Below are 26755 nucleotides of genomic sequence, written 5' to 3' on the forward strand. Positions count from 1 at the left end.
TAGTCCCGAGCGCGGCGAACGCGCTGATACCGTGCGCGCACGCACGCGGCGTGCCGGAATTCGACCGGCGCGCCGCCTCGCGCGTTCAATCGCGTTCAAGCGCGTTCAGTCGCGTTCAATCGGCCGCGTAAGCGAGCTCGTGCCAGCGCCGCACCGTGCCCGAGCCCAACTGGCCGCGCGCGAAGCGCATTTTGCGCACTTCGTCGAGCGCGTGCGCGTCTTTCGCCGGATCGCCGCAGTTCATCTTCGGGACGACGTCCTGGACGTGCCCGGCGTCGTCGAGCAGCACGCGCACGATCGTCTTGCGCTTCGGTGCGGTGCCAGGCGGCGTGGAGCGCGCCAGCAGTCTGTCGATCAAAGCCATGACGGAAATGCCAAAAACGATTGCGGAAGCATCGGCCGGAAATCGGGGCCGATTCCGCCATTGTAGGCTGCGTCAGGCGCGTCTGGCATTGAGCACGACATGCGTCACAACGCCCGCGATCAAGCCCCAGAACGCGGAGCCGATCGACAGCAGCGTGAGGCCCGACGCCGTCACCATGAACGTGACGAGCGCGGGCTCGCGTTGACGCGCGTCCTGCATCGCGTTGGCGAGGCCGCTCATGATCGAGCCGAAGAGGGCGAGCGCCGCCACCGACACGACGAGCTCCTTCGGAAACGCCGCGAACAGCGCCGCGATGGTCGCGCCGAACGTGCCCGCGAGCAGATAGAACACGCCGCACCAGACGGCCGCCGTGTAGCGCTTGTCGCGATTCTCGTGCGCCTCGCGGCCGGTGCAGATCGCGGCGGTGATGGCGGCGAGATTCACGCCGTGCGAGCCGAACGGCGCGAGCACGAGCGACGCGAGGCCGGTCGTCGAGATGAGCGGGGCGGAAGGCGTCGTGTAGCCATCGGCGCGCAACACGGCGATGCCTGGCACGTTTTGCGAGGCCATCGCGACGACGAAAAGCGGAATGCCGATGCTGATCGCCGAGGCGATCGAGAACGCGGGCATCGTGAAGACGGGATGCGCGAGCGCCACATGAAAGCGCGAAAAGTCGAGCAGCCCGAGCGCGCCCGCGACCGCGATGCCGACGACGAGCGTCGCCGGGATCGCGTAGCGCGGCAGGAAGCGCTTGCCGGCGAGATATGTGAAAAACATCACGATGACGAGCGAGGTGCGATGCTCGGCGGCGCGAAAAATCTCGATGCCGATCTCGAACAGGATGCCCGCGAGCAGCGCGGCGGCGATGCCCGACGGAATGCGCTTCATCAGCGTGTCGAACCAGCCGGTCAGGCCGACGGCGGTCAAGAGCACCGCGCAGACGATGAACGCGCCGATCGCATCGGCGTAGGCGACGTTCGGCAGCGACGAGACGAGCAGCGCCGCGCCCGGCGTCGACCATGCGACGACGATCGGCGCGCGATAGCGCAGCGACAGGCCGATCGTGCAGACCGCCATGCCCATCGAGAGCGCCCAGATCCACGAGGAAATCTGCGCATCGGACAAATGCGCGGCCTGGCCCGCCTGGAACATCAGGACGAGCGAACTGGTGTAGCCGGTCATCATCGCGACGAAACCGGCGACGATCGTGGAGAGCGACGTATCAAAGAGGAAACGCGGCGCGGCGGGCGCCGGAGCGGAAGCTTTCATTCGGGTGTCTCGATTACTTCGACAGGGCGCGCATGGCGGTTTCGAGGCCGGCCATCGTCAGCGGATACATGCGATTGCCGAGCACGTTGCGGATCGCGGAGATCGACTGGCGATATTCCCATAGCCGCTCGGGCTCGGGATTGAGCCATGCGTGATGCGGGAATTGATCCGCGAGACGGCGCAACCACACCGCGCCGGCCTCGGCATTGTTGTATTCGACGGAGCCGCCCGGCTGCAGCACTTCGTAGGGACTCATGGTGGCGTCGCCGACGAAGATCAGCTTGTAGTCCGGCGTGAACCTGTGCAGCACGTCGAAGGTCGGCGTGCGCTCGGTGTGACGGCGGCGGTTGTTCTTCCACAGATAGTCGTACACGCAGTTGTGGAAGTAGTAGAACTCGAGATGCTTGAACTCGGCCTTCGCCGCCGAGAACAACTCTTCGACGCGCTTGATGTGATCGTCCATCGAGCCGCCGACGTCGAGCAGCATCAGCACTTTCACGTTGTTGTGGCGCTCGGGCACCATCTTGAGATCGAGCCAGCCGGCGTTGGCGGCGGTGCTGCGGATCGTGCCGGGCAGATCGAGCTCTTCGTTCGCGCCTTCGCGCGCGAAGCGCCGCAAGCGCCGCAGCGCGACCTTGATGTTGCGCGTGCCGATTTCGACCTGATCGTCGTAATCCTTGTACGCGCGCTCGTCCCACACTTTCACGGCGGTGCGGTTCCCCGCCGATTCCCCGCCGATGCGAATGCCTTCCGGGTTGTAGCCGCCATGCCCGAAGGGCGACGTGCCGCCCGTGCCGATCCATTTGTTGCCGCCTTCGTGACGCTCCTTCTGCTCGTCCATCAGTTCCTTCAGGCGTTCCATGAGTTTGTCGAGGCCGCCGAGCGCCTCGATGCGCTTCTTCTCTTCCGCCGTGAATTCGCGTTCGAGCCGCTTCCTGAGCCAATCGAGCGGAATGTCGAAGACTTCGTCGGGAAGCTGCGTCAGCCCGTGGAAATACGCGCCGAACGCGCGATCGAACTTGTCGAAGTACTTCTCGTCCTTCACGAGCGTCATGCGGGCGAGGAAATAGAACTCGTCGAGCGACGGCGAAATGACCTGCGCCTTCAGCCCTTCGAGCAAGGTCAGATATTCCTTCACCGAAACGGGCAGCTTCGCGTCGCGCAGCGAGTAGAAGAAGTCGATCAGCATGGCGCGCGCTCCATCGTGCTTAACGTTCGAGCCGGAAATTCAGATTGGCGCGCACCGCCGGCCATTCCGAGCGGATGATCGAAAACACGACGGTGTCGCGCAACACGCCGTCCTTGCCGACCTGATGATTGCGCAGAATGCCGTCCTGCTTCGCGCCGAGCCGCGCGATCGCCGTGCGCGACGCGTGGTTCATGAAATGCGTCCGGAATTCGACGGCGATGGCATCGAGCCTGTCGAAGGCGTGCGTGAGCAGCAGCAGTTTGGCTTCGGTGTTGAGCGCGGTCTTCTGCACGCGCTTCGCATACCACGTATGCCCGATCTCCAGCCGACGATTCGCTTCGTCGACGTTGAAGTAACGCGTCGATCCGACGATGTCGCCGCTCTTCGCATCGATCACCGCGAACGGATGCGCGCCCGAGCGGTCGCGCATGTCGAGCGCGGTGTCGATATAGGCGCGCGTCTTGTCGGGCGGCGGCACGAAGGTGTACCAGAGCTTCCACAATTGGCCATCGCTCGCAGCGGCCGTGAGGGCCTGCTCGTGCTCGGGCGTGAGCGGCACGAGCCTGACGTGTTCGCCTTGCAGCGTGACGGGTTCGATCCAGCGGCTCATGTCGTTATCAGCGATGGTTGCGGTTCATGAACAGCAGCCGCTCGAAGAGCGCGACGTCCTGTTCGTTCTTGAGCAACGCGCCGTGCAGCGGCGGCACGATCTGTTTCTGATCCGACGAGCGCAGCGCCTCGGGCGGAATGTCTTCGGCCAGGAGCAGCTTGAGCCAGTCGAGCAGTTCGGACGTCGACGGCTTCTTCTTCAGGCCCGAGACCTGGCGCAGCTCGAAGAAGCTCTGCATCGCCGCGGCGAGCAGATCCTGCTTGATGTTCGGAAAATGCACCTCGACGATGGCCTTCATCGTCTCCGCGTCCGGGAACTTGATGTAGTGGAAGAAGCAGCGGCGCAGGAACGCGTCAGGCAACTCCTTCTCGTTATTCGACGTGATGATGACGAGCGGCCGGTGCTTCGCTTTCACGAGCTCGCGCGTCTCGTAGACGTAGAACTCCATGCGATCGAGTTCGCGCAGCAAGTCGTTCGGAAATTCGATGTCCGCCTTGTCGATCTCGTCGATGAGCAGCACGCTCTGCTGGTCCGACTCGAACGCCTGCCACAGCACGCCCTTGACGATGTAATTGCGGATGTCCTTCACGCGCTCGTCGCCGAGCTGCGAATCGCGCAGGCGCGAGACGGCGTCGTATTCGTACAGGCCTTGCTGGGCTTTCGTCGTCGATTTGATGTGCCACTGCAGAAGCGGCATGCCGAGTGCTCCCGCAACTTCCTCAGCGAGCATGGTCTTGCCGGTTCCCGGTTCGCCCTTGATGAGCAGCGGCCGTTGCAGCGCCATCGCGGCGTTCACCGCGAGCTTGAGATCGTCGGTTGCGACGTATTGCGATGAGCCTTCGAAACGCATGACGAAGATCCGGTTGGCAAAAAAATCCCAGTATAAGTCAGAAGACCTTTCCGCATTGAGGCGCGCCCGGTATCGTTTGAGCCGCTTTATCGGCAGGTCGACGCTGCATGCCCGAGCGCGGGTGAAGCGTGCGCGCAAGCGGGTTCATCGCGTGTACAGGGACGAATTGTCGCAGGGCAAACGGCTGCTTTTCAGCCGATTCCCCTTGTCAGCAGGGCTTCGGCGCGGTTCGCGTGTGGACGGAGGGTAGGTCGCGCGGTACAATTAGCGCGATTTTTTTGGCCTGCGTGGCGACAGACCCTGCAACAGCAAACAGTCCCGAGAAGGTTGTATTGCGCTCGGCGCGGGCCGCGGCCTTGTGAGCGCCGGATTTCCCCTCAAGCCAGGTTAGAAGAGCTATGAACAATTTCGTCGGCAAATGTGCCGTGATTGCAGCGCTGTCCGGTCTCGCCGGCTTCGCGAGTGAGGCGTCGGCCGACGTCGTCGGCAACGCGAAGGCCGCAGAGGGCAAGGTTGCGATGTGCATCGGCTGCCACGGCATCCCCGGCTATCGCACCGCGTACCCCGAGGTGTACGAAGTGCCGATGCTGGGTGGCCAGAACGCGCAGTACATCGCCAATGCGCTGCATGCCTACAAGAAGGGCGACCGTCATTTCGACACGATGCGCGCCATCGCGACGACGCTGTCGGATCAGGATATCGCCGATATCGCCGCGTACTACGCTGCGCAGACTCCCCAATCGAAGAACAATCCCGACAAGTGATCCGCGCGTGAACGCAAAGCGACAACGGGAAGGAGAATTCATGAAGCCGTCCAAGGCACTTCACTCAAGCTTCAAGGCAGCGAGCGCCGCAGCGGCGCTCATCGGCATGACGGCGTTCGGCAGCGCGCACGCAGCCGATGTCGCAAACGGCAAGGCGCTTTCCGACAGCCACAACTGCGCGGCCTGTCACGGTCCCGGTCTGAACAAGCCGGTGAGCGGCGAGTATCCGCGTCTCGCGGGTCAGCACGCGACGTACATCTACTGGGCGCTGCGGCAGTATCAGATCGGCGGCAACAACCCGAACTTCGGACGCAACAACGCCATCATGGCGGCGCAGGTGCAGAACCTGTCGCAGAGCGATCTGAAGGATCTCGCGGCATACATCGAATCGCTCGATGGCAGTCTCGTGCTGAAGAAGTAAGCGCGATTTCTCACGCAATCCGCACAACGAAACACCCCGCTCGAAGCGGGGTGTTTTGCTTGATGCGTCCGGTTTCGATGCTTAGTCGCGCGAAGCACGGCGCTCGATCAGCGCGAGATAGGCGTCGGTGTCGGGCGGGGTGCCGGAGCGCTGCGCTTCCCAGATGATCTGGCCGAGGCAATCCATGATCGCGTGCTGCGCGTCGTGCGGCGAGCCGAGGCGTGCGACGAGCCTGTCGTGCGCGCGGCGGATGCCCGGCGGCTGATCGATCGAAAGCTGCTCGCTGATCGCGAGATGCATCGACAGATGCAGAAACGGGTTCGTCTGACCGCGATCGGGCGAGTAATCGGCTTCGCGCGATTCGGGGTTCACGAGCGCGTCGTGATATTCCGGATGCTCGCCGATCCAGTCGGCGGCCATGCTTTCGAGCGGCGTCAGAATCTCGCCGGCGCGCTCCTTGCGCCACGTTTCGGTGAAGAACTGGCGAACTTCGTCGCGGCTGGGGTTGAACATAACGTATTGATTCGATTGCGGGTTTCTGAATCCGCTATTGTAGACCGCGATGCGCAGGTTCTGCCCAAACCCTCTTCATTCGACGGGCGCGGGCGTCTTCGGCCGATATTCGCAGAGCGGCTCGATCGCGCAATGCCAGCATTCCGGCACGCGCGCCTTGCAGACATAGCGTCCATGCAGGATCAGCCAGTGATGCGCGTCGTGCAGAAATTCCTTCGGCGTGAATTTCTCGAGCGCGGTTTCGACGGCGCGCACGTCCTTGCCCGGCGCGAGCCCGGTGCGATTCGCGACGCGAAAGATGTGCGTATCGACGGCGATAGACGGCTGCCCGAACGCGATGTTCAGCACGACGTTCGCGGTCTTGCGGCCGACGCCCGGCAGCGCTTCCAGCGCCTCGCGATTGTCCGGCACCTCGCCGCCGTGCTGCTCGACGAGCATGCGGCACGTCGCGATCACGTTCTTCGCCTTCGTGCGATACAGCCCGATCGTGCGGATGTATTCCGCTACGCCTTCCTCGCCGAGCGCGAGCACCGTTGCCGGCGTGTTGGCGACGGGAAACATCTTGCGCATCGCCTTGTTCACGGAGACGTCGGTGGCCTGCGCGGAGAGCATTACGGCGATCAGCAGTTCGAACGGCGTCGTGTATTCGAGCTCGGTCACCGGGTGCGGATTCAGGCTCTGCAAGGTCTCGTAGATCGCGCGGCGCTTCGTGGCGTTCATGATTCGATGTCCGTTCTTACGCGGGTTTATCGCCTTTATCGGGATGGGACGCGTTTGCGTCGTCCGTAATGCCAAGACGGCGGCGGCGCGCTTCCGCTTCGTCGATCTGCGCCTGCACGGCCGCGCTCACGTGAGCCGTGTTCTTGGGACCGGCGCCGAGCTTCGCCATCTCTTCTTTCTTCTTGCGCGCGCGCTCCAGCGCGGCCTGGATGATCGCGCGTTTCTTCGCTTCCGGATCGTCGCTCGCGGGCTGCGCTTCGTGCGTGGCCTGCGTCGCTTGCGCTGTTTGCGCTGTTTGCGCCGCCCGCGCGGCCTGACGCGCGCTCGCGCGTGCCTGCGCCTCGGCGCGCTCGCGCTCCAGACGTGCCACGCGACGGTCGTGCCGGGCGCGCGCAGCATCGGCTTGTTCCTGACTCCACGCGTCCCAGCCGGTGCGATCGCCGGTCACGGGCACCATCGCGATGCAATCGACGGGGCAGGGCGGCACGCACAGATCGCAACCCGTGCACAGTTCGGCGATGACCGTGTGCATCTGCTTCGCGGCGCCGACGATCGCATCGACCGGACACGCCTGCATGCACAGCGTGCAGCCGATGCACACGTTCTCGTCGATCACCGCGACGGGCCGTGCGCGCTCGACGCCATGCGTCGTATCGAGCGGTATATCGGGCGCGCCCAGCAGCGCGGCGAGACGCGCGACACCTTCGGCGCCACCCGGCGGGCACCGGTTATAGCTCGCCTCGCCCGCGGCGATGGCGTCGGCGTAGGGCCGGCAGGCCGGGTAGCCGCACTTGGTGCATTGCGTCTGCGGCAGCAGGTCTTCGATGCGCTCGGCGAGCGTCTTGGAAAAGGTTGCGGTCACGAGGAATTGCGATGATGCCTTGGGGACTGGCGCAGCGTGGGCGAAGATCGCGTTTGGAATCGCGCGGTGCGCTTCGGATGCGAAGAGAACGCTTCGGCGTCCACGACGACGGGCACGCTGCCTGTTCGGCGCGCGTCCCGTTTCGCGGGCGCACGCTCGGCTTTGATCGACATTATCGCCGAAGTCGTCAACAGTCGTGCCGAATGGCTTCTACTCCCAATTGCCAACGTCCTTTCGATGTGCGCATAATCGAAGCGCTTTTCCGTTTGACCGCAGGACGGTGTTTCCCAATAACCCTGGGCAGCGCCCGTTCACGTCATGTACCCAATGCGGGCCGCGTGACGCTAATCCGGCAACGCGGCTCCCGAGTCATGCCACCATGAATCAGCCGAAAATCAAAAGAGATCCTGAAGGCACCCGGCGCCGTATTTTGCTTGCCGCCGCAGAAGAGTTCGCGGCCGGTGGCTTGTTCGGCGCCCGTGTCGATCAGATTGCGCGTCGGGCGGAGACCAATGAGCGCATGCTCTATTACTACTTCGGTAGCAAAGAGCAGTTATTCACCGCCGTGCTCGAACATGCGCTATCGGCGCTCGTCGAAGCGGAACGCACGCTCGAACTCGACGGCATTGCGCCTATCGAAGCGATGACGCGTCTCGCGCATTTCGTCTGGGATTACTACCGGGATCATCCGGAGTTGCTGCGCCTCATCAACAACGAGAATTTGCACGAGGCGAGATATATCAAAGGATCGAATCGAATACGCGAGCTCATTTCGCCGATCGTCGCGACGCTCACGGCCATTCTCGATCGCGGTCAGAAAGCCGGACTGTTTCGCACCGACGTCGATCCGCTCAAGTTCTACATCATCCTGTCGGGACTCGGTTATTACATCGTTTCGAATCGCTTCACGCTGGAAGCGACTTTCGGGCTCGATTTCAGCGAGCAGGCGCAGCGCGAGCAGATCGTGCGGATGAATACCGAGTTGCTGCTGGCCTTTTTGACGCGCCGCTGAATCGACGCGGTCGGAAGAAAAAACGTCGCGCCCTTTGCAAGGCGCGACGTTTTTGTTTGCCGCGATGGAATCGGTACCGGCGCGTTCGTGCGTTCGTACCGCTCGTACCTTAGGCCGGAACGGCTTCGGTCTTCGGCGTCTTGTCGTGCTCGAGAATGAACTCGCGCAATTGCGGATACACCATCGTGCGCCAGCGGCGGCCCGAAAAAATGCCGTAGTGGCCGGCCTTTTCCGCCGTGAAATGGCGCTTGTGCTTCTCCGGAATGCCGGTGCACAGATCGTGGGCGGCGCGGGTCTGGCCGCTGCCGGAGATGTCGTCGAGTTCGCCTTCGATCGTGAAAAGCGCCGTGTGCTTGATGTCCTGCGGACGCACGAGCTCGTCGTTGACTTCCCATGTGCCTTCGGCGAGCCGGAATTCCTGGAACACGATGCGGATCGTTTCGAGGTAGTACTCGGCGGCCATGTCGAGCACGGCGTTGTATTCGTCGTAGAAACGGCGATGTTGCTCGGCGTCCTCATCGTCGCCGCGCAGCAGATTTTGATAGAAGTCCCAATGGGCCGTGAGATGGCGCTCGGGATTCATCGCGACGAAGCCCGCGTGCTGCAGGAAGCCCGGATAGACCTTGCGCCCGACGCCGGGATAGTTCGCCGGCACCGTGTAGATGACGTTGTTCTCGAACCACTCATACGAGTGCTCGTTCGCGAGCGAATTGACGGAGGTCGGGCTGCGGCGCGCGTCGATCGGGCCGCCCATCATCGTCATCGTGCGCGGCGTGTCTTCGCCGCGGCTCGCCATCAGCGAAATGGCGGCGAGCACCGGCACGGTCGGCTGGCACACCGAAATGACGTGCAGGTCCTTCGCGCCGATATGACGGATGAACTCCTGGATGTACTCGACATAATCGTCCAGATGGAACGGGCCGTTCTCGGTCGGGACCATGCGCGCGTCGATCCAGTCGGTGATGTACACCTTGTGGTCCTGCAAGAGCGTTTTGACCGTATCGCGCAAAAGCGTCGAATGGTGGCCCGAGAGCGGCGCGCACACGAGCACGATCGGCTCGTTCTTCAGCTTGGTGACGGTTGCGCTGTCGTCCGCGAAGCGCTTGAAGCGCAGGAGGCGGCAGAACGGCTTCTCGATCACCGTCTGCTCGACGATCGGAATGTTGTGACCGTCCTTGACGATCTGATGAAGATTGAACTCCGGCTTCTCATAGTCCTTGCCCAGCCGGTAGAGCAGTTCGTAGCCTGCGGCGAGACGGCTCGAACCCGGCACATAGGCGAGCGGACTGGCCGGGTTGACGAAGGATTTCGATGCTGCCTGGGCCCATGCTGTGAGGGGAGACAGCATGGCGCGTTGGAATTCGTGAATTTGATAGAGCATGGTTGCCCCAGTAACTCCGGTGGAAACCGGTACGCCCGTTGATCCCGGCAATGCTTCCGGCGACGAACTTCAACGGCTTTCGAAGATCCCCGGCGGCGCGGCGGGCTGTCGCCTTGCTGCCGGGGCACTGACTTCCTGCGATGCTTCGCGTGCCCTTTCGCGTTGCCACCTGCGCGTTATCGACGCGGGAAGAATGCAACTTGAGTCGAGGCAATATTTTCCGCGCATTAAACGTTCAATTCAACCGATCGGTTGAAATTGCTCGCCTGGAAACAACACATCCTGCAATCATACTTTTTGTGCATTGCACAAATATTACCGTCAAAACACTGATTTCGCCAATAAAACAGAGATTTATGACTCTCCCGCCGCAGCGTCGATTTCGGCCTGCGCTTCAGATTCGGCGTGATGTTCCGAGCCGGACGGCTGACCGGTCGCCTTCGCCATTTCTTCCTCGTGACGCATCAGGTTCATCCCGGTGTGCACGAGAGCCACGTGGGTAAAGGCTTGCGGGAAATTCCCGACCATGCGCTTCGCCACCGTGTCGTACTCCTCGGCCAACAACCCGACATCGTTCGCGAGACCGACGAGGCGCTCGAACATTTGATGCGCTTCGTCGATCCGGCCCTGCAGCGCCAGATTGTCGACCAGCCAGAAGCTACAAGCCAGAAACGTGCCTTCCCCGGGCGGCAGCCCGTCCGCGACTTCCGCGGTGTGGTAGCGCTTGACGAGCCCATCGTGCGTCAAATCGGTCTCGATCGCATGTACGGTTCCGGTCACTCGCGGATCTTTTGGCGGCAAAAATCCGAGCAACGGAATGAGTAGCAGGCTGGCATCGAGCGCGTCGCTGCCATAAGCCTGCGTAAAGGAGTTGAGCTTCGGATTCCAGCTCTTCTTCAGCACCTCGGCGCGGATGCGCGCACGCATCTCCCGCCAGTGATCGATCGGGCCGGGCAGGTCGAAGCTTTCCGCCGACTTGATCGCCCGGTCGTACGCGACCCACGCCATCACCTTCGAGAACGTGAAGTGTTGCTTGCCGCCACGCACTTCCCAGATGCCTTCGTCGGGTTCTTCCCAGATCGTGTCGAGGTGTTGCAGCATGGCGCACTGGATCGACCACGCGGTTTCATCGCTCTGCAGCCCGCCGACGCGCGCGAGATGGAGCGCGTTCATCACTTCCCCGTAGACGTCGAGCTGCAACTGGTCGACCGCGCCGTTGCCGATCCGCACCGGCGCCGCGCCTTCGTATCCCGGCAGCCACGGGATCTCCCATTCGGGCAGGCGGCGCTCGCCCGCGATGCCGTACATGATCTGAATCTGCGCGGGCGAGCCCGCCATCACGCGGCCCAGCCACGCGCGCCATGCGCGGGCTTCGTCGTAGTAGCCGCCGCGCATCATCGCGAGCAGGGTGATGGTCGCATCGCGCAGCCAGCAGTATCGGTAGTCCCAGTTGCGCGTGCCGCCGAGCTGTTCCGGCAGCGATGTCGTCGGCGCGGCGACGATGCCGCCCGTCGGCTCGTACGCGAGCGCCTTCAGCGTGATGAGCGAGCGGCGGATCGCGCTCGCCCAGCGGCCGTTGAGCTCGCTTTGCCCGGACCACTCGCGCCAGTGATTTTCGGTGCGCGCGAGTTGCGTATTCGGATCGGATGCGTGCGGCAAGCGCAGATGCGACTGCGAATAGCACAGCGAGAACGGCACGCGCTCGCCCTCGCTCACATCGAAGCAGGCGGTCGTGTGCATGTTCTCGCCGACGAGATCGACGGGCGTGCGCAGCACCGCGAGATCCGGCCCGGCGATCGCGCGGATGCCACTGTCGTCGGGCAGGCGGCTGACCCACGGCACCGCGGAGCCGTAATCGAAGCGCAGCACGAGTTCCATCTTCATCCGTACCGTGCCGCGGCGTCCGATCACGATACGCACCAGCTCCGAATGGCCGTTGCGAAGCGGCATGAAATCGACGATCGTCACCGCGCCTTGCGGTGTCTCGAAATCGGTTTCGAGGACCAGCGTGTCATCTCGATAGCGGCGGCTGACGACAGGCGACTCGCCGTCGGGCATGTCGGGCGCGAGGAGCCATCGGCCGTGCTCGGGCGTGCCGAGCAGCGCGGCGAAGCACGCGCCCGAATCGAAGCGCGGCCAACAGAGCCAGTCGACGGAGCCGTCGCGGGAAACGAGGGCGGCGGTGTGGCCGTCGCCGACCATTGCATAGTCTTCGATCAGTGCGGGCATAAGCGAACATCTTCCTGCAGGCGGCGCGGGCCGAATCGAAACGCGCCGCGGGTTGAGCAAACGATTCGGGAGACGAGCGCCCGAGCGAAACGCGGCGTCGTCGGCGGTCGGGGCGACGGACGTCATGCATGCTTTCTGGCCGCATTCTGCCGCAATCGTTCACGGCGAGCAGGAAACCGGGCCGGGCGTCATCGGGACGTGTCGCACGGTTGGCGGAAAATGACTAGCGAAGCGCCGAACGCACCGTTGCTTCTGCTTTCGACTGATGTTTAGAATGAAGCTCCGTGAAAGGCATCTGCGCCGCGGCCTTTTCGAGCAGGGCGCGGAAACTTTCCGTGCCTTTCATTTGTCTTTCAGCATGTTCCCGGTCGTCTCGCGCGCGGGTCATGCAGTCGCTTCGCGCAACGTCTCTTCCGGTTTTCAACGTAGCGTTTTCGAGGAACAGAATCCCATGCTCTATCCGTCGAAAGCTGACTGCATCGCCATTCTTTCCGCCGCGAGCCGCGTATCGGACGCCGACATGCTCCTCGCGCTCGATCACAAGAACCTCGGCCTGTCGCGCAACGCGATGGACGCCGCCGCCGCGTTCCTTACGGAGCGCGGCTGTTTCAACCGCTATACGTTCGGCGTGACCGGCGTGTCGGTCGGTGCGCTGTCGCTGCAGGGACGCCTGCGTCTCGATCAGCTCGCCAACGGCTGACACGGCCGATCCGCGCGGCAGGCCCGCGCGTCCTTCTTTCGTGACACTTTGCGCACGCGCACGGACATTCCGTACGCGTGCGTTCGCGCGTTCGTGCGCGTCCGCGGAACCGCCGACGGGAATCGGCGTCACAACGACAGTCGCGCGCCCGTCAGAAATGAGCCGATCCCATGCCGAACAGGCCGATGAGCCCGATCACGATCAGATAGATCGCGACGATGAAGTTCAGCAGCCGCGGCATGATGAGAATGAGGATCCCTGCGATCAGCGAGACGAGCGGGGCGAGGCTTAGGTGGATGGTCATCGCGGCAACTCCTGTTGTTGGTTCGAATCGTGTCGGTTGGCCGGTCGTGCAAAGGTGTATCGTCGTTTTCATCGTTTGGAGCGGAACTTGCTCCCGCACGTCCTTGGGCCTTGCGATGTCGGCGGTTTCGCGCGCCGCTCCCGATAACAAGCATCAAAGAGACGAAGAGGAGGTTTCATGCACCCGAGCCAACCCTGCGGCGCGAATCCGCTGATGCACGTCTTGCAAGACGCGCGCCCGAAGCGCGCCAGGCGCGTCGCGTGGGCGAAAGGCGTCGCGCTGATGCTCTCGTTTGCAGCGGCGCAGGCCTTCGCGCAAACGGGCGCGACGCCCGCCGCGCCGGGCACCGCGAGCGACGTCGCCGCGTCGAAACCGGCCAGCGGCGACGTCTACGATCTGGTCATCGGCACCTATACGGGCGGTGGCAAGAGCGAAGGCATCTATGTCTATCGTTTCGACACGGGCAGCGGCGAGCTGTCCCGCATCGCGTCGGCGCAGACGGTGAATCCGTCGTATCTCGTCGTGAGCCGCGACCGCCATTACGTGTACGCAGTGAACGAATTGCCCGGCGACAACGGCCCGGCAACGCAACGCGGCGGCGTCAGCGCCTTTCGCTTCGATCGCGCGAGCGGCCAGTTGAGCTTTCTCAATCGCGTGTCATCCGACGGCAACGATCCGTGCTATCTCGCGATATCGCCCGACGGCAAATATCTGCTGACAGCCAACTATTCGGTCGCGTCCAATCCGGGCGGCAGCTTCGCGGTGTTTCCGCTGGCTTCCGATGGCCACGTCGGCAATTCGGTGCTGACGGTGCATCACGAAGGCGCCGGTCCGGTGAAAGGACGGCAGGACAATTCGCATGTCCACTCGACCGTGTTCTCGCCCGACGGCAAGTATCTCTTCGCGCAGGATCTCGGCGTCGACAAGGTGTTCGCCTATCGGTACACGGCCGATCCGTCCGCATCGAGCCGCGGTCTGCTGGGTCCGACCGAATCGCGCTACACACCGATCAAGGCGGGTTCCGGGCCGCGCCATCTGGTCTTCGACGCAAGCGGCAAGCACGCTTATCTGACGACCGAGCTGAACGCATCGGTGCTCGCGTTCGATTACCGCGACGGCAAGCTCACGCAAATCCAGACTGCCTCGCTGATCGCGCCGGGTTTCAGAGGGAAGATCGGCGGCGGCGCGATTCATCTGTCGCCCGACGGGCGCTTCCTGTACGCGACCAATCGCGGCGACGCCAACGAACTCGTGCAGTTCTCGATCGATCCGGCGAACGGCCATCTGAAGCTCGTCAAGCGCTATCCGACGCTCGGCAAGACGCCGCGCGAATTCGCAATCGATCCGACCGGACGCTGGCTCATCGTCGGCAATCAGGAGAGCGACAGCGCGTATTTCTTCCGCCGCGATCCGCAGACGGGCGAGCTTGCGTCGGACCCGAAGCGGCTGTCGATCGGCTCGCCGGTCGATTTCAAGTTCGTATCGCCTTCGTGACGCGTCGATCGCGGCGATTGAAACGACCGGGCGCGGACGATGAAAACAACACTGGTCAAGGCAGTCACGATTTCGATGCTGTGCGTGTCGTGCGCGGCCCACGCGGACGACAAGGAATGCGATTACAAGCGCGACTGGATGTCGTCGGCGTGCCAGCGCGTGATGCGCGTCGCGCATGAAGGCACCTGGGATCTTTACGTGACGGGCTACGGCTGGCACATCAACGGCTTCGACAATCGCAGCGAACTCAATCCGTGGTCGTGGGGCGGCGGCGCGGGCAAGCACTGGACCGACGCGAACGGTAACGAAGACATCCTGTTCGCATTCGCCTTTTCCGATTCGCATCACAATTTCGAGCCGATCGGCGGCTACGCGCGCCAGTGGTATACGAAGCCGGTGCTCGGCGGATTGCAGGCGGGCGGCGGATTCTTCGTCGGCTTCACGGCGCGCAGCGACATCGCGCATTACCTGCCGTTGCCGCTCGCGCTGCCGATCGGCTCGATCCGCTACCGGAGCACGTCGGTGATGGCGACGATCATCCCGCACATTCCCGGTCTCAACGACGGGAACGTCGCCTTCTTCTGGGGCCGCTACGAGTTCTAGTACGATGCCTTTTTGATACGCCTGTCTTTCGCATCGACTGAAAGGTGTACTGAGGAAATCGAAAGGCAATAGCAGGGAAAGCAACTTGAACACGACTCATACATTCGACGCCCGCGAGCGCCCGGCGAAGCGCAACGAACCGGCGCCGCCGGGATTCATCAGCGCATTCAGCTTCGCGGGCGGCGAGGCGTTGCGGCTGACGTGGGACGAAGCGCGCGCAGCCGTCGCCGGAGATGGCCCGACGTGGCTGCATCTGTCCGCAAACGACGACGCCGTCGAAGGCTGGCTCGAAGGCGTCACGTCGATGCCGGACGTCGCGCGCGAATTCCTGAACGGCGAGGACAAGCGTCCGCGCGTGCATATCGGATCGAACTTCATGTATGGCGTCGTCGCGGACCTGGAGCTCGTCGCGAAGACGCCGGACGCCACCGCGCCCGATGCTCGCGAGGCGAACCGCGCGACCGGCGCGCTGCGCTTTTACGTCGACCGGCATCGCATGATCACGGTGCGCGCGCGGCCGCTGCAATCGACCGACCGGCTGCGTCACGCCGTGCTCGAAGGCGCGATGTTCCGCGATACCGTCGATCTTTTCGCGGGCCTGATCCGCGCGCTGAACGACACTTTCGCGGATCGCATCGACGAAATCGGCGACTGTCTCGACGATGTCGAGGAAAGCGTGCTCGAAGGCGGCCACGCCAGGTGCCGCTCCGTGCTCGGCGACGTGCGTCGGCGGCTCGTGGAAGTGCGGCGCTTCATCGATCCCGAGCGCAATGCGCTCACGCAGCTCGTCTTGCGCAAGCTCGAATGGGCCGAGCCGCGTTCGATGGAAGCGCTCGTGCAGGCGATCCAGGTGCTGAACGGCCTGGGCGGCGGTCTGGAAGGGCTGTACGAACGCGCGAAGCTGTTGCAGGACGAGATCGCCGCGGCGCTTTCGGAGGACATCAACCGCAAGCTGCTGTGGCTCGCGATCATGTCCGCCTTGCTCTTGCCCGCGACGCTCGTGACCGGCATTTTCGGCATGAACGTGGCCGGTTTGCCCGGCACGAAAGATCCGGCGTCGTTCTGGATCGTGGTGGGCGTGATGGCGTGCTGCGCCGCCATCACGATCTTTCTGTTGCGCCGCTTGCGGCTCTGGTAACGCTTCAGGCGCGCCGCTTATTCGGCGGGGCCGGGCGGCGCGAGCACTTCGCGGTTGCCGTTGCTGCCCATCGGCGAGACGAGGCCTGCTGCTTCCATCTGCTCGACGAGCCGCGCCGCGCGGTTATAGCCGATGCGCAATTGCCGCTGCACCGACGAAATCGACGCGCGCCGCGTACGCACGACGAATGCGACAGCTTCGTCGTAGAGCGGATCGGCTTCGGCATCGGACGAATCGCCGAAAAGATCCTGCGTGCCGCCGCCTTCGGGCGTCGGTCCGGACAGAATGCCTTCCTCGTACTCCGGTTCGCCGAACTGCTTCAGATGTTCGACCACGCGATGCACTTCCTCGTCCGCGACGAACGCGCCGTGCACGCGCTGCGGATAGCCGGTGCCGGGCGGCAGGAACAGCATGTCGCCCGCGCCGAGCAGCGATTCCGCGCCCATCTGGTCGAGAATCGTGCGCGAATCGATCTTGGATGACACCTGAAACGCCACGCGCGTCGGAATATTCGCCTTGATGAGGCCGGTGATGACGTCCACCGATGGCCGCTGCGTCGCGAGAATCAGATGGATGCCGGCCGCGCGCGCCTTTTGCGCGAGACGCGCGATCAGTTGCTCGATCTGCTTGCCCGCGACCATCATCAGATCGGCGAGTTCGTCGATGACCACGACGATGAGCGGCAGCGTCGAGAGCGGCTCGGGCGCATCGGGCGTGAGCGAGAACGGGTTCGTGAGCTTCTTGCCGGCGGCTTCGGTGTTGCGGATTTTCTGGTTGAAGCCCTGCAAATTGCGCACGCCGACCGCCGACATCAGCCGGTAACGCTTTTCCATTTCGCCGACGCACCAGTTGAGCGCGTTCGACGCGAGCTTCATGTCGGTGACGACGGGCGCGAGCAGATGCGGAATGCCTTCGTAGACGGAAAGCTCCAGCATCTTCGGGTCGATCATGATGAGGCGCACGTCCTCGGGCTTCGCCTTGTAGAGCAGCGAGAGGATCATCGCGTTGATCGCGACCGACTTGCCCGAGCCCGTCGTGCCCGCGACCAGCATGTGCGGCGCCTTCGCGAGATCCGTCACGACCGGATTGCCGATGATGTCCTTGCCCATCGCGATCGTCAGATTCGACTTCGAGTTGCGGTACACGTCGTCTTCGAGGATCTCCGAAAGGCGGATCATCTGGCGTTTCGGATTAGGCAGTTCGAGGCCCATGCAGGTCTTGCCGGGAATCGTCTCGACGACGCGAATCGACGTAAGGCCGAGGCCGCGCGACAAATCCTTCATCAAGCCGACGATCTGGCTGCCGCGCACGCCGAGCGCGGGTTCGACCTCGAAGCGCGTGATGACCGGACCCGCCGACGCGCCGACGACCGTGACCGGCACCTTGAATTCCTGAAGGCGCTGCTCGATGAGCAGGCCGGTTTCGTTCAGACGCTCCTCGGAGACTGGCTCGACTTCATCGGATGCGGGTTCAAGCAGATCGAGCGTCGGCAATTCCACCGCCGATGCGTGCGGCGCGTGGAATTCGAATTCCGTCGGCGCGGAACCGCGTACCGGCGGGCGCGGTTCGGGCGCCGGGCTCGGCTGATTCACGACGGGCGCAGCGGCGGGCGCGGCGACCGCTGGCAGCGGCGCGACGGGCGCGGCGGCGATCACCGGAAAGCGCACGATGTTCGACGGCGTCGCGAACTCGTCGCCCGATGCCTGCTGTTCGGCGACCGGTTGTTCATCTTCGGCGGGCATTTCGTCCGGTTCATCGACCACTCGAAGCAGCGATGGGGGAGGGGGCTCGCCTTGCTCGTCGGCGGGCTCGGGCGCGTCCAGCCAAGGCGGCGTTTGCGCAAGATCGCGCAGGTCCGGCTCGGGCTCGGGTTCGGGTTCTCGCTCCCGGACCACAGGCGCGGGTTCTGCCGTCGTTGCGTCCGGGCGAGGCAGCGGCGGTTCGGACGGCAAATCGATGCGCGCCGGCTCCGGCATCGCAGTTTCTTCCGCTTCCTCTTCGACGGCTTCGATCGCGGGCGGCGTGTCGGGCTCGGAGGCCGCGAATTCGGGAATCGACGGCTCGGGCAGACGCATGTCGAAAAGCGGGGGCGGTTCGACGAGCGCGGGCGCGATGACGTGCGCGTCGATCGACGGCGGATCGATGCGTTCATCGATTTCCTGCACGTCCACGAGCGGCGTCACTTCCGGCGCCGTTTCGACGATGCTTTTCACGGGCGCCGCCAGCTCCGGTACGTCGGTGGCCGGCTGGACTTCGGGCTGCGCGGCGCGCGCCATCGCCACATGCCCGCGCGCGAGACTCGCGCCCGCGAGTGACGTCCACATCGCGGTCTTCTCTTCGATCGAGCGCAGCGCCGCCTGGATGGCTTCGGGCGCGGGCGGCGGCGTCGGCGGTCCGAGCGGCGCGGCAGGACGCGAGAACGCGGGCGCGGCGAGCGGCGAGGGCGCGAACTCGCGCGTCGAAACGGCTGCGGCGGCTGCGGCCGGACGCGCCGGGGGACGCCTGAAGCCCTGCGGGGCTTGCGTCACAGGCGACCGGCGTGACGCGCCGGGATTCGTGGCGACGGATGTCGACATGCTCGCCACGCCCGTCGATCGCTGCGCGGGCATCGATGTCGCCGGACTGCGCGGGCGATCCACGCGCGGCGCTAGAGGCGGCGTCTGGACGCGCGGCTTGTCGACGGCGACGGATGCGCGCAGGCCCGATCCGGAAGGCTCGAACGCCGACGCCTGACGCGGCGCAAACGGCGCGCGGGCCTCGCGATTCGCCGCCGATGGCGACGAATTCAACCAGCCCGAAGGCGCCATCGGCTCGGTCTGCGTCACGGGAGGAGCGACGCCTGCGGCCTCGAAGGCGGGGCGTTTCGCGTACGCCTCGGCCGTGGCGACGGCGCTCGCGGCGGCCGCCACCGTGCGGCTCGCGCCGCTCTTGCCGGTCGCGGGCGGGCGCCATGCCGTCGGCCGCTGATAACGTGTGCTGCGATGACCGGTCGGCAGACCGAGCGTCGGCTCGTCGGGCAAGGTGCGCGGCGTCGGCGAATCGAAACGCTCGGCGCGATGGGCGCGTTCCTGCGAATCGCGTGCGGTCTTCGCGCGGGCGCGCCGTTCGAACCAGTTCGCCGTCTTGTCACGCGTTTTGTCGCGCGCCTTGTCACGGGTCGTCGACTGTTGCCGCGACTCGCTTTCGCGTTCGTGGGGCGTGAGCCAGCTTTGCGGCAGGCCGAAGCCGAACGCTTCGTCGGCCCATGCGAGCACCGAGCGCCAGCTGAATTCGATCAGCCAGGGCAGAAAGATGGCGAGCACGAGCGCCGCGATCGCGCCCGCGCCGGCCAGATGCGCCGGGCCGCTCAGCGCCGCGGCGAGCGCGAGTCCGATGCGATTGATGTTCGCCTGCGTTTCGAGCGAGTTTGCGAGCGCGCCTTCGAGCGTGCTGCTCGCGATCAGCACGGCGACAAACCCGATCCAGAGGCGGATCGTGCCGGGGCCGCGCACGCCTGCGCCGCCGGGCAGCGCCTGTTTGACGATGCGCCAGAAGAGCGGAAGGAACCAGACGACCGATGCACCGAACCAGCCGAGAACTACCATGTGCATGCTTGAGATTGAATCAATGTTGGGTGAAACAAATGAGACTGCTGCCCGGGCGCAACGAGATCGCCGGTCGGCCGGGCTGTTCGATCGAGCAGTTTAACGGCTGGCGCACGCGCACGACGTTCCTGCCGCGAGTACGCAACACATCATTTCCCACGTGGCGCGAAGGTGAGCACCTGACCGTCGTCGAGCGTCAGTTGCAGCGCTTGCGGCGGATTCATCTGCACGCCGCTCTTCGCGACGTGTGCGAGCGCGTCGAGATACGGTCGCTCGAGCGCCGCGCCCGCGCCGGACACGCACGCCATGCGCGTGCCGGCGAGCGGACCGAACGTGAGCTTGCCGTTCTTCAGCTCGTAGGCGCCCGTAAAGCGGTTGCAGCCCGAGAAGCCGCTCGCCTGACGGCGTCCGTTCGCGGTCGAGAAATCGAGCGTGAGCGGCTGCGCGTTGTTCTCGCCCGCGTGCGGGACGGCGCGCGGCTGGCCGCTGGCATCGGTCCAGCTCGTGAGCGCCCAATGCGTATCGTCGAGCAGTTGCGTGGCGGCAGGATTATAGGGATCGGTGGGCGGGGCGCTTGCATCGGTGTGCTTCGGCATCGCGCAGCCGGCGACGACGCTCGCCGCGACCACGAGCGCGCACGTGCGGGAGACCAGCGCGAGCGCCTTCTTGCGGCGCCACAGCGGATTTGACGATGAGCGCGGCGAGGTAAGCGCGGACGCGCGAGGGAAGTGCGTGGGCATCGATGATCCTGAAGCTGGCGAAAGCGTAAGGGTATCGCACGCGTCCTGTGATTTGTCCAGCGCCGCGATGCAACAAAATGCCTGGCTGCGCTTTCGGGAGCTTGCCATCGATCGGAAACGCGCCGGGAATTCCGACGCGCATTCGCCTGTCAATAGGCCGAACGGCAAAGTGTCGCCGCTGGTGCTGCGTGTTAACATCGCGCCCAATTCAGCCGCTTTGCGCCTCGTTGACCTCACCACCCGATTCTGGAGCACTCATGCAGACCGATCCACGCCGCACCGGCGCCACGCGCCTCGGCACGCCGCTTTCTCCCAATGCCACGCGCGTGATGCTGCTCGGCGCGGGCGAACTCGGCAAGGAAGTGATCATCGCATTGCAGCGGCTGGGCGTCGAAGTGATCGCGGTGGACCGGTACGCGAACGCGCCGGGGCATCAGGTCGCGCATCGCGCGCACGTGATCGACATGACCGACGCCGCCGCGCTGCGCGCGCTCGTCGAGAAGGAGCAGCCGCATCTGATCGTGCCGGAGATCGAGGCGATCGCGACCGAAGCGCTCGCCGATATCGAATCGGCCGGGCTCGCAACCGTCATCCCGACGGCGCGCGCCACGCAGCTCACGATGAATCGCGAAGGCATCCGGCGGCTCGCGGCCGAAGAACTGGGCTTGCCGACTTCGCCGTACGCGTTCGCGCAATCGCTCGACGAGATGAAGGCGGCGATCGCGAAGATCGGCTTTCCGTGCGTCGTGAAGCCGGTGATGTCGTCGTCGGGGAAAGGCCAGTCGGTGCTCAAAAGCGACGCCGACGTCGAACCCGCGTGGAACTACGCGATGGCGGGCGGGCGCGTGAATCACGGGCGCGTGATCGTCGAGGGCTTCATCGACTTCGAATACGAGATCACGCAGCTCACCGTGCGCGCGGCGGACCCCGCGAGCGGCGAGACGCAAACTTACTTCTGCGATCCGATCGGTCACGTTCAGGTCGCGGGCGATTACGTCGAGTCGTGGCAGCCGCAGGCGATGAGTCCGGCCGCGCTCGCCAAATCGCGCGATGTCGCCGCGAAGGTCGTGACCGCGCTCGGCGGGCGCGGACTCTTCGGCGTCGAACTCTTCGTGCGCGGCGACGACGTCTGGTTCTCGGAAGTGAGCCCGCGCCCGCACGACACCGGCCTCGTCACGCTCGCGACGCAACGTTTCTCCGAGTTCGAACTGCACGCGCGCGCGATCCTCGGCTTGCCCGTCGATACCGCTTTGCGCGCGCCCGGCGCGTCGGCGGTGATCTACGGCGGGCTGGACGAAGCGGGCATCGCGTTCGAGGGCGTCGCCGAAGCGCTCGCCGTGCCCGGTGCGGATCTGCGGCTTTTCGGCAAGCCGGAAAGTTTCGTGAAGCGCCGCATGGGCGTCGCGCTTGCAACGGGCGCCGACACCGGCGAAGCGCGCGAACGCGCGAAACTCGCAGCGTCGAAGGTGAGGCCGGTTTCGGCCAGATGACCGGCGCGCGCGCCGGCGGGAGCGAGCAAGTGAAATGGAAACCGATGTCCGCGCTCGTCGTGGTCTGCGTGGCGCTTTCGGGCTGCGGACTTGCGGCGGCGCCGTGCCGGATCGCGTCGGCGGGACTGAAAATCGTGCCGGTGGTCGGGCATGTCGCTGCCGCGCCGACCGACGCATGCGCGGAAGTCATCGACCCTTGAGCGCTGCCTCGCGCACCAAACACAAGTGAATCGAACGATGAAAAAACCGATTGCGATCATGCTCGCGTTGCTCGGCGCCCAGGCGGCGCTCGCCATGCCGCTCACCGTGCCGCAGATCCAGACCGCGTCGACGCAGACCACGCGCTACGACTGCAAGGACGGCAAAAGCGTGTCCGTTCAATACACGAACACGCGCAACCATCAGAGCTTCGCGGCGTTGACCGTCGACGGACGTAAGCTCCTGTTCGTCAACGTGATCGCGGGATCGGGCGCGAAATACGTCGCCGATCAATATACGTGGTGGACCAAGGGCCCGGAGGCGAATCTCTACGATGAGATGGCCGCGAAAGATTCGCCGCCGCTGCTCGCCGATTGCGGGGCGCGCAAGAAATAGGCGCGCCGCTTGCTGTACGCTCCGGGTGCGCTCTCGCGCCGCCGGAGCGCTTCGGCGCGCGGTGCTACAATGTGCGGCTTTCCGGCTGTAAAAATCGCGGCCGGATCGGGTCCAGAATTTCCGGCATCGCCGTTCGATGCCGCTTGAGCGGGCACTGGGCGTCGAGCGCCCGGCCGCTTTGGAAGACAGATCGCGCGATGCCGCGTGCCTTGAAGGCGTCATCGAAGCCGTGTTCCATCGGAACGCCGGCACGCGGATCGAAACAGAGCAATGAGCGGGGCGTGATGCTCGATTGACCGGCCGCCCCGTCCAGCGCGCGCACCTTGCGCTTGACCGACGCGCCGCGTGCACCAACGAAACCATCCGCGTAAGCAACCGATCGCGACGATCGACCGAAACAACCGACCGAGTTTTTTACGCGCGCCGCATCGTGCGGCATTTTAGCGAAAGCCAATATAGTCACCATGTCCGATTCCGTCGCCACGAACACGTCCACCGCACCGGCCGCAGCGCCGACGTTCGACCAGTTCGGTTTGTCCGCCGACATCCTGAAAGCGGTGCGCGAGTCCGGCTACACGACGCCCACGCCGATTCAGGCGCAGGCCATTCCCGTCGTCCTCGCGGGCCGCGACGTCATGGGCGCCGCGCAGACCGGCACCGGCAAGACCGCGAGTTTCTCGCTGCCCATCATCCAGCGGCTCTTGCCGAGCGCGAACACGAGCGCCTCGCCCGCGCGTCATCCGGTGCGCGCGCTGATGCTCACGCCGACGCGCGAGCTCGCTGACCAGGTCGCCGCCAACGTGCAGACGTACTCGAAGCACACGCCGCTGCGCAGCACGGTCGTGTTCGGCGGCGTCGACATGAATCCGCAGTCCGACGCGTTGCGCCGTGGCGTCGAGATCCTGATCGCGACGCCGGGCCGTCTGCTCGATCACGTTCAGCAGAAGACGGTGAATCTCGGTCAGGTTCAGATGCTCGTGCTCGACGAAGCCGATCGCATGCTGGACATGGGCTTTCTGCCCGATCTCCAGCGCATCCTGAATCTGCTGCCGAAGGAACGTCAGACGCTGCTGTTCTCGGCGACGTTCTCGCCGGAAATCAAGAAGCTCGCGTCCACGTATCTGCGCAATCCGCAGACGATCGAAGTCGCGCGCAGCAATTCGACGAATGCGAACGTGCGCCAGATCGTCTACGAAGTGCACGAGAGCGACAAATCCGGCGCGGTCGCGCAGCTCATCCGCGAGCGCGAACTGAAGCAGGTGATCGTTTTCTGCAATAGCAAGATCGGCGCGAGCCGCCTCGCGCGCGTGCTGGAGAAGGACGGCATCGTCGCGACGGCGATCCACGGCGACCGCTCGCAAAGCGAACGCATGCAGGCGCTCGATGCGTTCAAGCGCGGCGAGATCGAGGCGCTCGTCGCCACCGACGTCGCCGCGCGCGGTCTCGATATCGCCGAATTGCCGGCGGTCATCAACTTCGATCTGCCGTTCAACGCGGAAGATTACGTGCACCGCATCGGCCGGACCGGGCGCGCGGGCGCATCGGGCGATGCGCTGTCGCTGTGCAGCGCGAACGAGCGCAAGCAGCTCGCCGACATCGAGAAGCTGATCAAGCGTCCGCTCCAGGTCGAGCCGCTCGAAGTGACGATTCGCGCGCGCCGCGACGCATCGGCGCCGCGTCGTGACGAGCGATTCGGTCGACCGGAGCGCACGGAGCATCGGCATTCGCCGCGCGACGAGTCGGGTCCGCGCCGCCGCACGACGGGCACGCACGATCGCCCGCGCGGCCGTCAGCAGCCCATCGACGAATTTTTCCTAAAGCCGTACGAGCCGTCGCCCTCGGCGATGAAGCGTCAGGAAGAAACGGTCGAGCCCGAGCGCAAGAGCGCGCCGAAGCAGCCGCTCGCGGCGTTGCTCGGCGGTCTGGGCATGCCGCGCAAGTCGTGATTTTCGTTGCGCTTCGAATCGAAAAAGGCGGCCCGCGCGGCTGCCTTTTTTGCGTCTACCGCGCGAAACGCTTCGCCCATTCCGCCGTTGCGGCGCTGTAGAACGTTTCCAGCGATGCGGCCGGCGCTTCGATGCCCAGATGCCGCGCCGCTTCGACGAGCGCATCGAGCGGCGCGTTGCGATCGAGCGGCGCCGCGCCCGTCTGCTTGCTCAGCTTTTCGCCGATGCCGTTGTTGACCACAGGCACATGCAGGTATTCCGGCGTCGGCACGCCAAGGCACTGCTGCAAGTAGATTTGCCGCGCGGTCGAATCGAGCAGGTCGGCGCCGCGCACGACGTGGGTGATGCCGGCATCGGCATCGTCGACGACGACCGCGAGCTGATAGGCCCACAGTCCATCGGCGCGTTTCAGCGCGAAATCGCCGACTTCGGTCGCGAGATCCTGCGTCTGCGCGCCTTGCCAGCGGTCGACGAACCTGACGACTGCCGCGTCGCCGTCCGGCACGCGCAGCCGCCACGCGCGCGCGGGCTTGCCGTGCAGGCCGGTGCGGCACGTTCCCGGATAGGCGAGCGTCGCATGGCGCGCGTGGGCGTTCACCAGCGAGTCGGCGATTTCGCGGCGCGTGCAACCACACGGATAGATGAGACCCGTCGCCTGAAGACGCTCGAACGCGGCGCGATACGCGTCGCCGCGCGCGCTCTGCCAGACGGGCGGCTCGTCCGAGTGCATGCCGAAGTGTTCGAGCGTCGCGAGGATTTCATCGGCGGCGCCGGGAACCGTGCGCGGTGCGTCGACATCTTCGACGCGCACGATCCAGCGTCCGCCGTGCGCGCGCGCATCGAGAAAACTCGCGAGCGCGCTGACGAGCGAGCCCGCATGCAGCGGGCCGGTGGGTGAGGGCGCAAATCGTCCTCGATAAGTCATTACGCGGCGGCGCCGACCTTCGCGTCGGGATGGCAAGCCGGGCACGCCTCGCCCGGCTTGTAGAACGGCGACTGCTGATCTTCGACCGACACCACCGCGCGGCAGCCGAAACATTGTGCGGTTGCGGTCGGCTGCAGGTTCGGATCGAGCGCCGTGCGGTAATCGAACACGAAGCACTCGCCGTTGTAGTGCGCGCCGCCGACTTCCTCGAAATACTTCAGAATGCCGCCTTCAAGCTGATAAACATGCTCGATGCCCACTTCCTTCATGTGAATCGCGGCTTTCTCGCAGCGAATCCCGCCGGTGCAGAACGACACGACCGTCTTGCCGTCCAGATCCGCCCGATTCTGCTCGATCACTTCAGGAAACTCGCTGAACTTCGTGATGCGGTAGTCGAGCGCGTTGTCGAACGTGCCGACATCGACCTCGAATGCGTTGCGCGTGTCGAGCATCACGACAGGACGGCCTTCGTCGTCGTGGCCGCGGTCGAGCCAGGCTTTGAGCGTGGGCGCGTCGACGGACGGCGCGCGGCCGAGTTCCGGCCTGATCGCGGGCTTCTTCATCGTGATGATTTCGCGCTTGAGCTTCACCAGCATGCGGCGAAACGGCTGCTTCGCGGAAAGGCTTTCCTTGAATTGCAGATCGGCGAAGCGGCCGCCGAAGAGCGCGTCCGTGCGGATGTAGTCGATGAACTCGCGGACCTCGGCGACCGGCCCAGCGATGAACAGATTGATGCCCTCCGGCGCCAGCAGAATCGTGCCCTTCAGACCGAGCGCGTTGCAGCGTTCGGTGACGAGCGGCCGCCACGCGGGGCCGTCTTCGATGGTGACGAATTTATAGGCGGAGAGATTCAGGATGCTCATGATCGGATGACGCGCAAAACGGCTGTGACGGGTAAAAAGTGCGGGCGAAAATCGCGCGCAAAACACGTATTATCCCGCAAACGGCCCGCATCTTTGCCGGATTCCCGCTGACGCGTCGCGAAGCCTTGCGCACGCGCAATTCCGGGCGCGGCGCGGGCCTTATCCGTTCGGCTAACGCGCCCTTCGGCGC

The 26755-nt window shown here is 64.7% G+C and carries 27 protein-coding genes; 11 read left to right on the plus strand and 16 right to left on the minus strand.

Annotated features, from left to right (window positions below; all coding sequences use genetic code 11):
* Positions 1-115 precede the first annotated feature (115 nt).
* From LDZ23_RS04070 to LDZ23_RS04090, 5 genes are all read right to left on the minus strand, one after another.
* Entirely contained in the window at positions 116-364 is a 249-nt protein-coding gene (locus tag LDZ23_RS04070) for an energy transducer TonB (protein WP_244807841.1), read from the minus strand.
* A 72-nt stretch (positions 365-436) separates the two neighbouring features.
* A complete protein-coding gene (locus LDZ23_RS04075) occupies positions 437-1633 on the minus strand; it encodes a benzoate/H(+) symporter BenE family transporter (protein ID WP_034471259.1) in 1197 nt (398 codons plus the stop codon).
* A gap of 13 nt (positions 1634-1646) precedes the next feature.
* Positions 1647-2822 carry a vWA domain-containing protein gene (locus LDZ23_RS04080; protein ID WP_008350694.1) on the minus strand — a complete coding sequence of 392 codons (1176 nt, stop codon included), beginning with the start codon at positions 2820-2822 and terminating at the stop codon, positions 1647-1649.
* 19 nt (positions 2823-2841) lie between these two features.
* Positions 2842-3432 carry a GNAT family N-acetyltransferase gene (locus tag LDZ23_RS04085; protein ID WP_008350692.1) on the minus strand — a complete coding sequence of 197 codons (591 nt, stop codon included), beginning with the start codon at positions 3430-3432 and terminating at the stop codon, positions 2842-2844.
* A 7-nt stretch (positions 3433-3439) separates the two neighbouring features.
* A complete protein-coding gene (locus LDZ23_RS04090) occupies positions 3440-4282 on the minus strand; it encodes an AAA family ATPase (RefSeq protein ID WP_244807842.1) in 843 nt (280 codons plus the stop codon).
* Between the two features lie 398 nt (positions 4283-4680).
* Here LDZ23_RS04090 and LDZ23_RS04095 point away from each other — a divergent pair, with 398 nt between their 5' ends.
* Both LDZ23_RS04095 and LDZ23_RS04100 read left to right on the plus strand, forming a co-directional pair.
* Complete coding sequence (locus LDZ23_RS04095) at positions 4681-5046, plus strand: c-type cytochrome (protein ID WP_008350687.1); 366 nt, start codon at positions 4681-4683, stop codon at positions 5044-5046.
* Between the two features lie 40 nt (positions 5047-5086).
* Positions 5087-5467, plus strand: a complete 381-nt coding sequence (locus LDZ23_RS04100; protein WP_008350685.1) for a c-type cytochrome — start codon at positions 5087-5089, stop codon at positions 5465-5467.
* 81 nt (positions 5468-5548) lie between these two features.
* On the opposite strand, the gene LDZ23_RS04105 is transcribed toward LDZ23_RS04100, so the two are convergent.
* From LDZ23_RS04105 to rsxB, 3 genes are all read right to left on the minus strand, one after another.
* On the minus strand, positions 5549-5980 hold the full coding sequence (locus LDZ23_RS04105; RefSeq protein ID WP_008350683.1) for a DUF1841 family protein: 432 nt from the start codon (positions 5978-5980) through the stop codon (positions 5549-5551).
* 75 nt (positions 5981-6055) lie between these two features.
* Positions 6056-6700 carry an endonuclease III gene (nth, locus tag LDZ23_RS04110; RefSeq protein WP_008350681.1) on the minus strand — a complete coding sequence of 215 codons (645 nt, stop codon included), beginning with the start codon at positions 6698-6700 and terminating at the stop codon, positions 6056-6058.
* 16 nt (positions 6701-6716) lie between these two features.
* Positions 6717-7562 (minus strand): electron transport complex subunit RsxB, encoded by an 846-nt coding sequence (rsxB, locus tag LDZ23_RS04115; RefSeq protein WP_244807843.1) that lies wholly within the window; start codon positions 7560-7562, stop codon positions 6717-6719.
* A 379-nt stretch (positions 7563-7941) separates the two neighbouring features.
* On the opposite strand from rsxB, the gene LDZ23_RS04120 reads away from it, so the two are divergent.
* Positions 7942-8574 carry a TetR/AcrR family transcriptional regulator gene (locus tag LDZ23_RS04120; protein WP_008350673.1) on the plus strand — a complete coding sequence of 211 codons (633 nt, stop codon included), beginning with the start codon at positions 7942-7944 and terminating at the stop codon, positions 8572-8574.
* Positions 8575-8683: 109 nt separating this feature from the next.
* Here the strand turns inward: LDZ23_RS04120 and LDZ23_RS04125 are convergent, their stop codons facing one another.
* Both LDZ23_RS04125 and LDZ23_RS04130 read right to left on the minus strand, forming a co-directional pair.
* Positions 8684-9955, minus strand: coding sequence for a polyhydroxyalkanoate depolymerase (locus tag LDZ23_RS04125; protein WP_008350671.1), 1272 nt, complete (start codon positions 9953-9955; stop codon positions 8684-8686).
* Positions 9956-10309: 354 nt separating this feature from the next.
* Positions 10310-12184, minus strand: coding sequence for a glycoside hydrolase family 15 protein (locus tag LDZ23_RS04130; protein ID WP_244807844.1), 1875 nt, complete (start codon positions 12182-12184; stop codon positions 10310-10312).
* A gap of 451 nt (positions 12185-12635) precedes the next feature.
* Between LDZ23_RS04130 and LDZ23_RS04135 the strand changes: the two genes are divergently transcribed.
* The gene (locus LDZ23_RS04135) at positions 12636-12884 is read left to right on the plus strand and encodes a hypothetical protein (protein WP_033536686.1); all 249 of its coding nucleotides are present in this window, start codon (positions 12636-12638) and stop codon (positions 12882-12884) included.
* 151 nt (positions 12885-13035) lie between these two features.
* Here the strand turns inward: LDZ23_RS04135 and LDZ23_RS04140 are convergent, their stop codons facing one another.
* Positions 13036-13188: a DUF3096 domain-containing protein gene (locus tag LDZ23_RS04140; protein WP_008350665.1), complete on the minus strand. Its 153-nt coding sequence runs from the start codon at positions 13186-13188 to the stop codon at positions 13036-13038.
* Positions 13189-13365: 177 nt separating this feature from the next.
* Between LDZ23_RS04140 and LDZ23_RS04145 the strand changes: the two genes are divergently transcribed.
* The 3 genes from LDZ23_RS04145 (at position 13366) to LDZ23_RS04155 (ending at position 16423) form a co-directional block, all read left to right on the plus strand.
* Positions 13366-14682 (plus strand): lactonase family protein, encoded by a 1317-nt coding sequence (locus tag LDZ23_RS04145; RefSeq protein WP_244807845.1) that lies wholly within the window; start codon positions 13366-13368, stop codon positions 14680-14682.
* Between the two features lie 39 nt (positions 14683-14721).
* Positions 14722-15285 (plus strand): phospholipid:lipid A palmitoyltransferase, encoded by a 564-nt coding sequence (locus tag LDZ23_RS04150; RefSeq protein WP_008350661.1) that lies wholly within the window; start codon positions 14722-14724, stop codon positions 15283-15285.
* An 85-nt stretch (positions 15286-15370) separates the two neighbouring features.
* On the plus strand, positions 15371-16423 hold the full coding sequence (locus LDZ23_RS04155; RefSeq protein WP_008350659.1) for a transporter: 1053 nt from the start codon (positions 15371-15373) through the stop codon (positions 16421-16423).
* Between the two features lie 17 nt (positions 16424-16440).
* Here LDZ23_RS04155 and LDZ23_RS04160 read toward each other — a convergent pair whose 3' ends face one another.
* Both LDZ23_RS04160 and LDZ23_RS04165 read right to left on the minus strand, forming a co-directional pair.
* Positions 16441-20013 (minus strand): DNA translocase FtsK, encoded by a 3573-nt coding sequence (locus LDZ23_RS04160; RefSeq protein ID WP_244807846.1) that lies wholly within the window; start codon positions 20011-20013, stop codon positions 16441-16443.
* A 143-nt stretch (positions 20014-20156) separates the two neighbouring features.
* On the minus strand, positions 20157-20747 hold the full coding sequence (locus tag LDZ23_RS04165) for an META domain-containing protein (protein ID WP_244807847.1): 591 nt from the start codon (positions 20745-20747) through the stop codon (positions 20157-20159).
* Positions 20748-21004: 257 nt separating this feature from the next.
* On the opposite strand from LDZ23_RS04165, the gene purT reads away from it, so the two are divergent.
* From purT to LDZ23_RS04180, 3 genes are read left to right on the plus strand one after another with little or no spacing between them, the layout of a single operon-like run.
* Positions 21005-22237 carry a formate-dependent phosphoribosylglycinamide formyltransferase gene (purT, locus tag LDZ23_RS04170; protein WP_008350653.1) on the plus strand — a complete coding sequence of 411 codons (1233 nt, stop codon included), beginning with the start codon at positions 21005-21007 and terminating at the stop codon, positions 22235-22237.
* 44 nt (positions 22238-22281) lie between these two features.
* Positions 22282-22437 carry a DUF6726 family protein gene (locus tag LDZ23_RS04175; protein WP_308196654.1) on the plus strand — a complete coding sequence of 52 codons (156 nt, stop codon included), beginning with the start codon at positions 22282-22284 and terminating at the stop codon, positions 22435-22437.
* A 37-nt stretch (positions 22438-22474) separates the two neighbouring features.
* Complete coding sequence (locus tag LDZ23_RS04180; RefSeq protein WP_244807848.1) at positions 22475-22831, plus strand: MliC family protein; 357 nt, start codon at positions 22475-22477, stop codon at positions 22829-22831.
* 64 nt (positions 22832-22895) lie between these two features.
* Here the strand turns inward: LDZ23_RS04180 and LDZ23_RS04185 are convergent, their stop codons facing one another.
* Positions 22896-23297 (minus strand): hypothetical protein, encoded by a 402-nt coding sequence (locus LDZ23_RS04185; protein ID WP_244807849.1) that lies wholly within the window; start codon positions 23295-23297, stop codon positions 22896-22898.
* Here LDZ23_RS04185 and LDZ23_RS04190 point away from each other — a divergent pair.
* Positions 23296-24777, plus strand: a complete 1482-nt coding sequence (locus tag LDZ23_RS04190; RefSeq protein WP_034471240.1) for a DEAD/DEAH box helicase — start codon at positions 23296-23298, stop codon at positions 24775-24777. The two genes, LDZ23_RS04185 and LDZ23_RS04190, sit on opposite strands and share 2 nt — an antisense overlap.
* 55 nt (positions 24778-24832) lie before the next feature.
* Here LDZ23_RS04190 and gluQRS read toward each other — a convergent pair whose 3' ends face one another.
* Both gluQRS and LDZ23_RS04200 read right to left on the minus strand, forming a co-directional pair.
* A complete protein-coding gene (gene gluQRS / locus LDZ23_RS04195) occupies positions 24833-25702 on the minus strand; it encodes a tRNA glutamyl-Q(34) synthetase GluQRS (RefSeq protein WP_244807850.1) in 870 nt (289 codons plus the stop codon).
* Positions 25702-26565 carry a sulfurtransferase gene (locus LDZ23_RS04200; RefSeq protein WP_244807851.1) on the minus strand — a complete coding sequence of 288 codons (864 nt, stop codon included), beginning with the start codon at positions 26563-26565 and terminating at the stop codon, positions 25702-25704. The genes gluQRS and LDZ23_RS04200 overlap by 1 nt, the downstream gene beginning before the upstream one ends.
* Positions 26566-26755: the final 190 nt, after the last annotated feature.

Source organism: Caballeronia zhejiangensis, from assembly GCF_022879815.1.
Classification (GTDB): Bacteria; Pseudomonadota; Gammaproteobacteria; order Burkholderiales; family Burkholderiaceae; genus Caballeronia; species Caballeronia zhejiangensis.

Excerpts from the sequence above, each read along its gene's own strand:
- LDZ23_RS04070 (WP_244807841.1), bottom strand. The coding sequence starts at position 364 with ATGGCTTTGATCGACAGACTGCTGGCGCGCTCCACGCCGCCTGGCACC.
- LDZ23_RS04075 (WP_034471259.1), bottom strand. The coding sequence starts at position 1,633 with ATGAAAGCTTCCGCTCCGGCGCCCGCCGCGCCGCGTTTCCTCTTTGAT.
- LDZ23_RS04080 (WP_008350694.1), bottom strand. The coding sequence starts at position 2,822 with ATGCTGATCGACTTCTTCTACTCGCTGCGCGACGCGAAGCTGCCCGTT.
- LDZ23_RS04085 (WP_008350692.1), bottom strand. The coding sequence starts at position 3,432 with ATGAGCCGCTGGATCGAACCCGTCACGCTGCAAGGCGAACACGTCAGG.
- LDZ23_RS04090 (WP_244807842.1), bottom strand. The coding sequence starts at position 4,282 with ATGCGTTTCGAAGGCTCATCGCAATACGTCGCAACCGACGATCTCAAG.
- LDZ23_RS04095 (WP_008350687.1), top strand. The coding sequence starts at position 4,681 with ATGAACAATTTCGTCGGCAAATGTGCCGTGATTGCAGCGCTGTCCGGT.
- LDZ23_RS04100 (WP_008350685.1), top strand. The coding sequence starts at position 5,087 with ATGAAGCCGTCCAAGGCACTTCACTCAAGCTTCAAGGCAGCGAGCGCC.
- LDZ23_RS04105 (WP_008350683.1), bottom strand. The coding sequence starts at position 5,980 with ATGTTCAACCCCAGCCGCGACGAAGTTCGCCAGTTCTTCACCGAAACG.
- nth (WP_008350681.1), bottom strand. The coding sequence starts at position 6,700 with ATGAACGCCACGAAGCGCCGCGCGATCTACGAGACCTTGCAGAGCCTG.
- LDZ23_RS04120 (WP_008350673.1), top strand. The coding sequence starts at position 7,942 with ATGAATCAGCCGAAAATCAAAAGAGATCCTGAAGGCACCCGGCGCCGT.
- LDZ23_RS04125 (WP_008350671.1), bottom strand. The coding sequence starts at position 9,955 with ATGCTCTATCAAATTCACGAATTCCAACGCGCCATGCTGTCTCCCCTC.
- LDZ23_RS04130 (WP_244807844.1), bottom strand. The coding sequence starts at position 12,184 with ATGCCCGCACTGATCGAAGACTATGCAATGGTCGGCGACGGCCACACC.
- LDZ23_RS04135 (WP_033536686.1), top strand. The coding sequence starts at position 12,636 with ATGCTCTATCCGTCGAAAGCTGACTGCATCGCCATTCTTTCCGCCGCG.
- LDZ23_RS04140 (WP_008350665.1), bottom strand. The coding sequence starts at position 13,188 with ATGACCATCCACCTAAGCCTCGCCCCGCTCGTCTCGCTGATCGCAGGG.
- LDZ23_RS04145 (WP_244807845.1), top strand. The coding sequence starts at position 13,366 with ATGCACCCGAGCCAACCCTGCGGCGCGAATCCGCTGATGCACGTCTTG.
- LDZ23_RS04150 (WP_008350661.1), top strand. The coding sequence starts at position 14,722 with ATGAAAACAACACTGGTCAAGGCAGTCACGATTTCGATGCTGTGCGTG.
- LDZ23_RS04160 (WP_244807846.1), bottom strand. The coding sequence starts at position 20,013 with ATGCACATGGTAGTTCTCGGCTGGTTCGGTGCATCGGTCGTCTGGTTC.
- LDZ23_RS04165 (WP_244807847.1), bottom strand. The coding sequence starts at position 20,747 with ATGCCCACGCACTTCCCTCGCGCGTCCGCGCTTACCTCGCCGCGCTCA.
- purT (WP_008350653.1), top strand. The coding sequence starts at position 21,005 with ATGCAGACCGATCCACGCCGCACCGGCGCCACGCGCCTCGGCACGCCG.
- LDZ23_RS04175 (WP_308196654.1), top strand. The coding sequence starts at position 22,282 with ATGTCCGCGCTCGTCGTGGTCTGCGTGGCGCTTTCGGGCTGCGGACTT.
- LDZ23_RS04180 (WP_244807848.1), top strand. The coding sequence starts at position 22,475 with ATGAAAAAACCGATTGCGATCATGCTCGCGTTGCTCGGCGCCCAGGCG.
- LDZ23_RS04190 (WP_034471240.1), top strand. The coding sequence starts at position 23,296 with ATGTCCGATTCCGTCGCCACGAACACGTCCACCGCACCGGCCGCAGCG.
- LDZ23_RS04185 (WP_244807849.1), bottom strand. The coding sequence starts at position 23,297 with ATGGTGACTATATTGGCTTTCGCTAAAATGCCGCACGATGCGGCGCGC.
- gluQRS (WP_244807850.1), bottom strand. The coding sequence starts at position 25,702 with ATGACTTATCGAGGACGATTTGCGCCCTCACCCACCGGCCCGCTGCAT.
- LDZ23_RS04200 (WP_244807851.1), bottom strand. The coding sequence starts at position 26,565 with ATGAGCATCCTGAATCTCTCCGCCTATAAATTCGTCACCATCGAAGAC.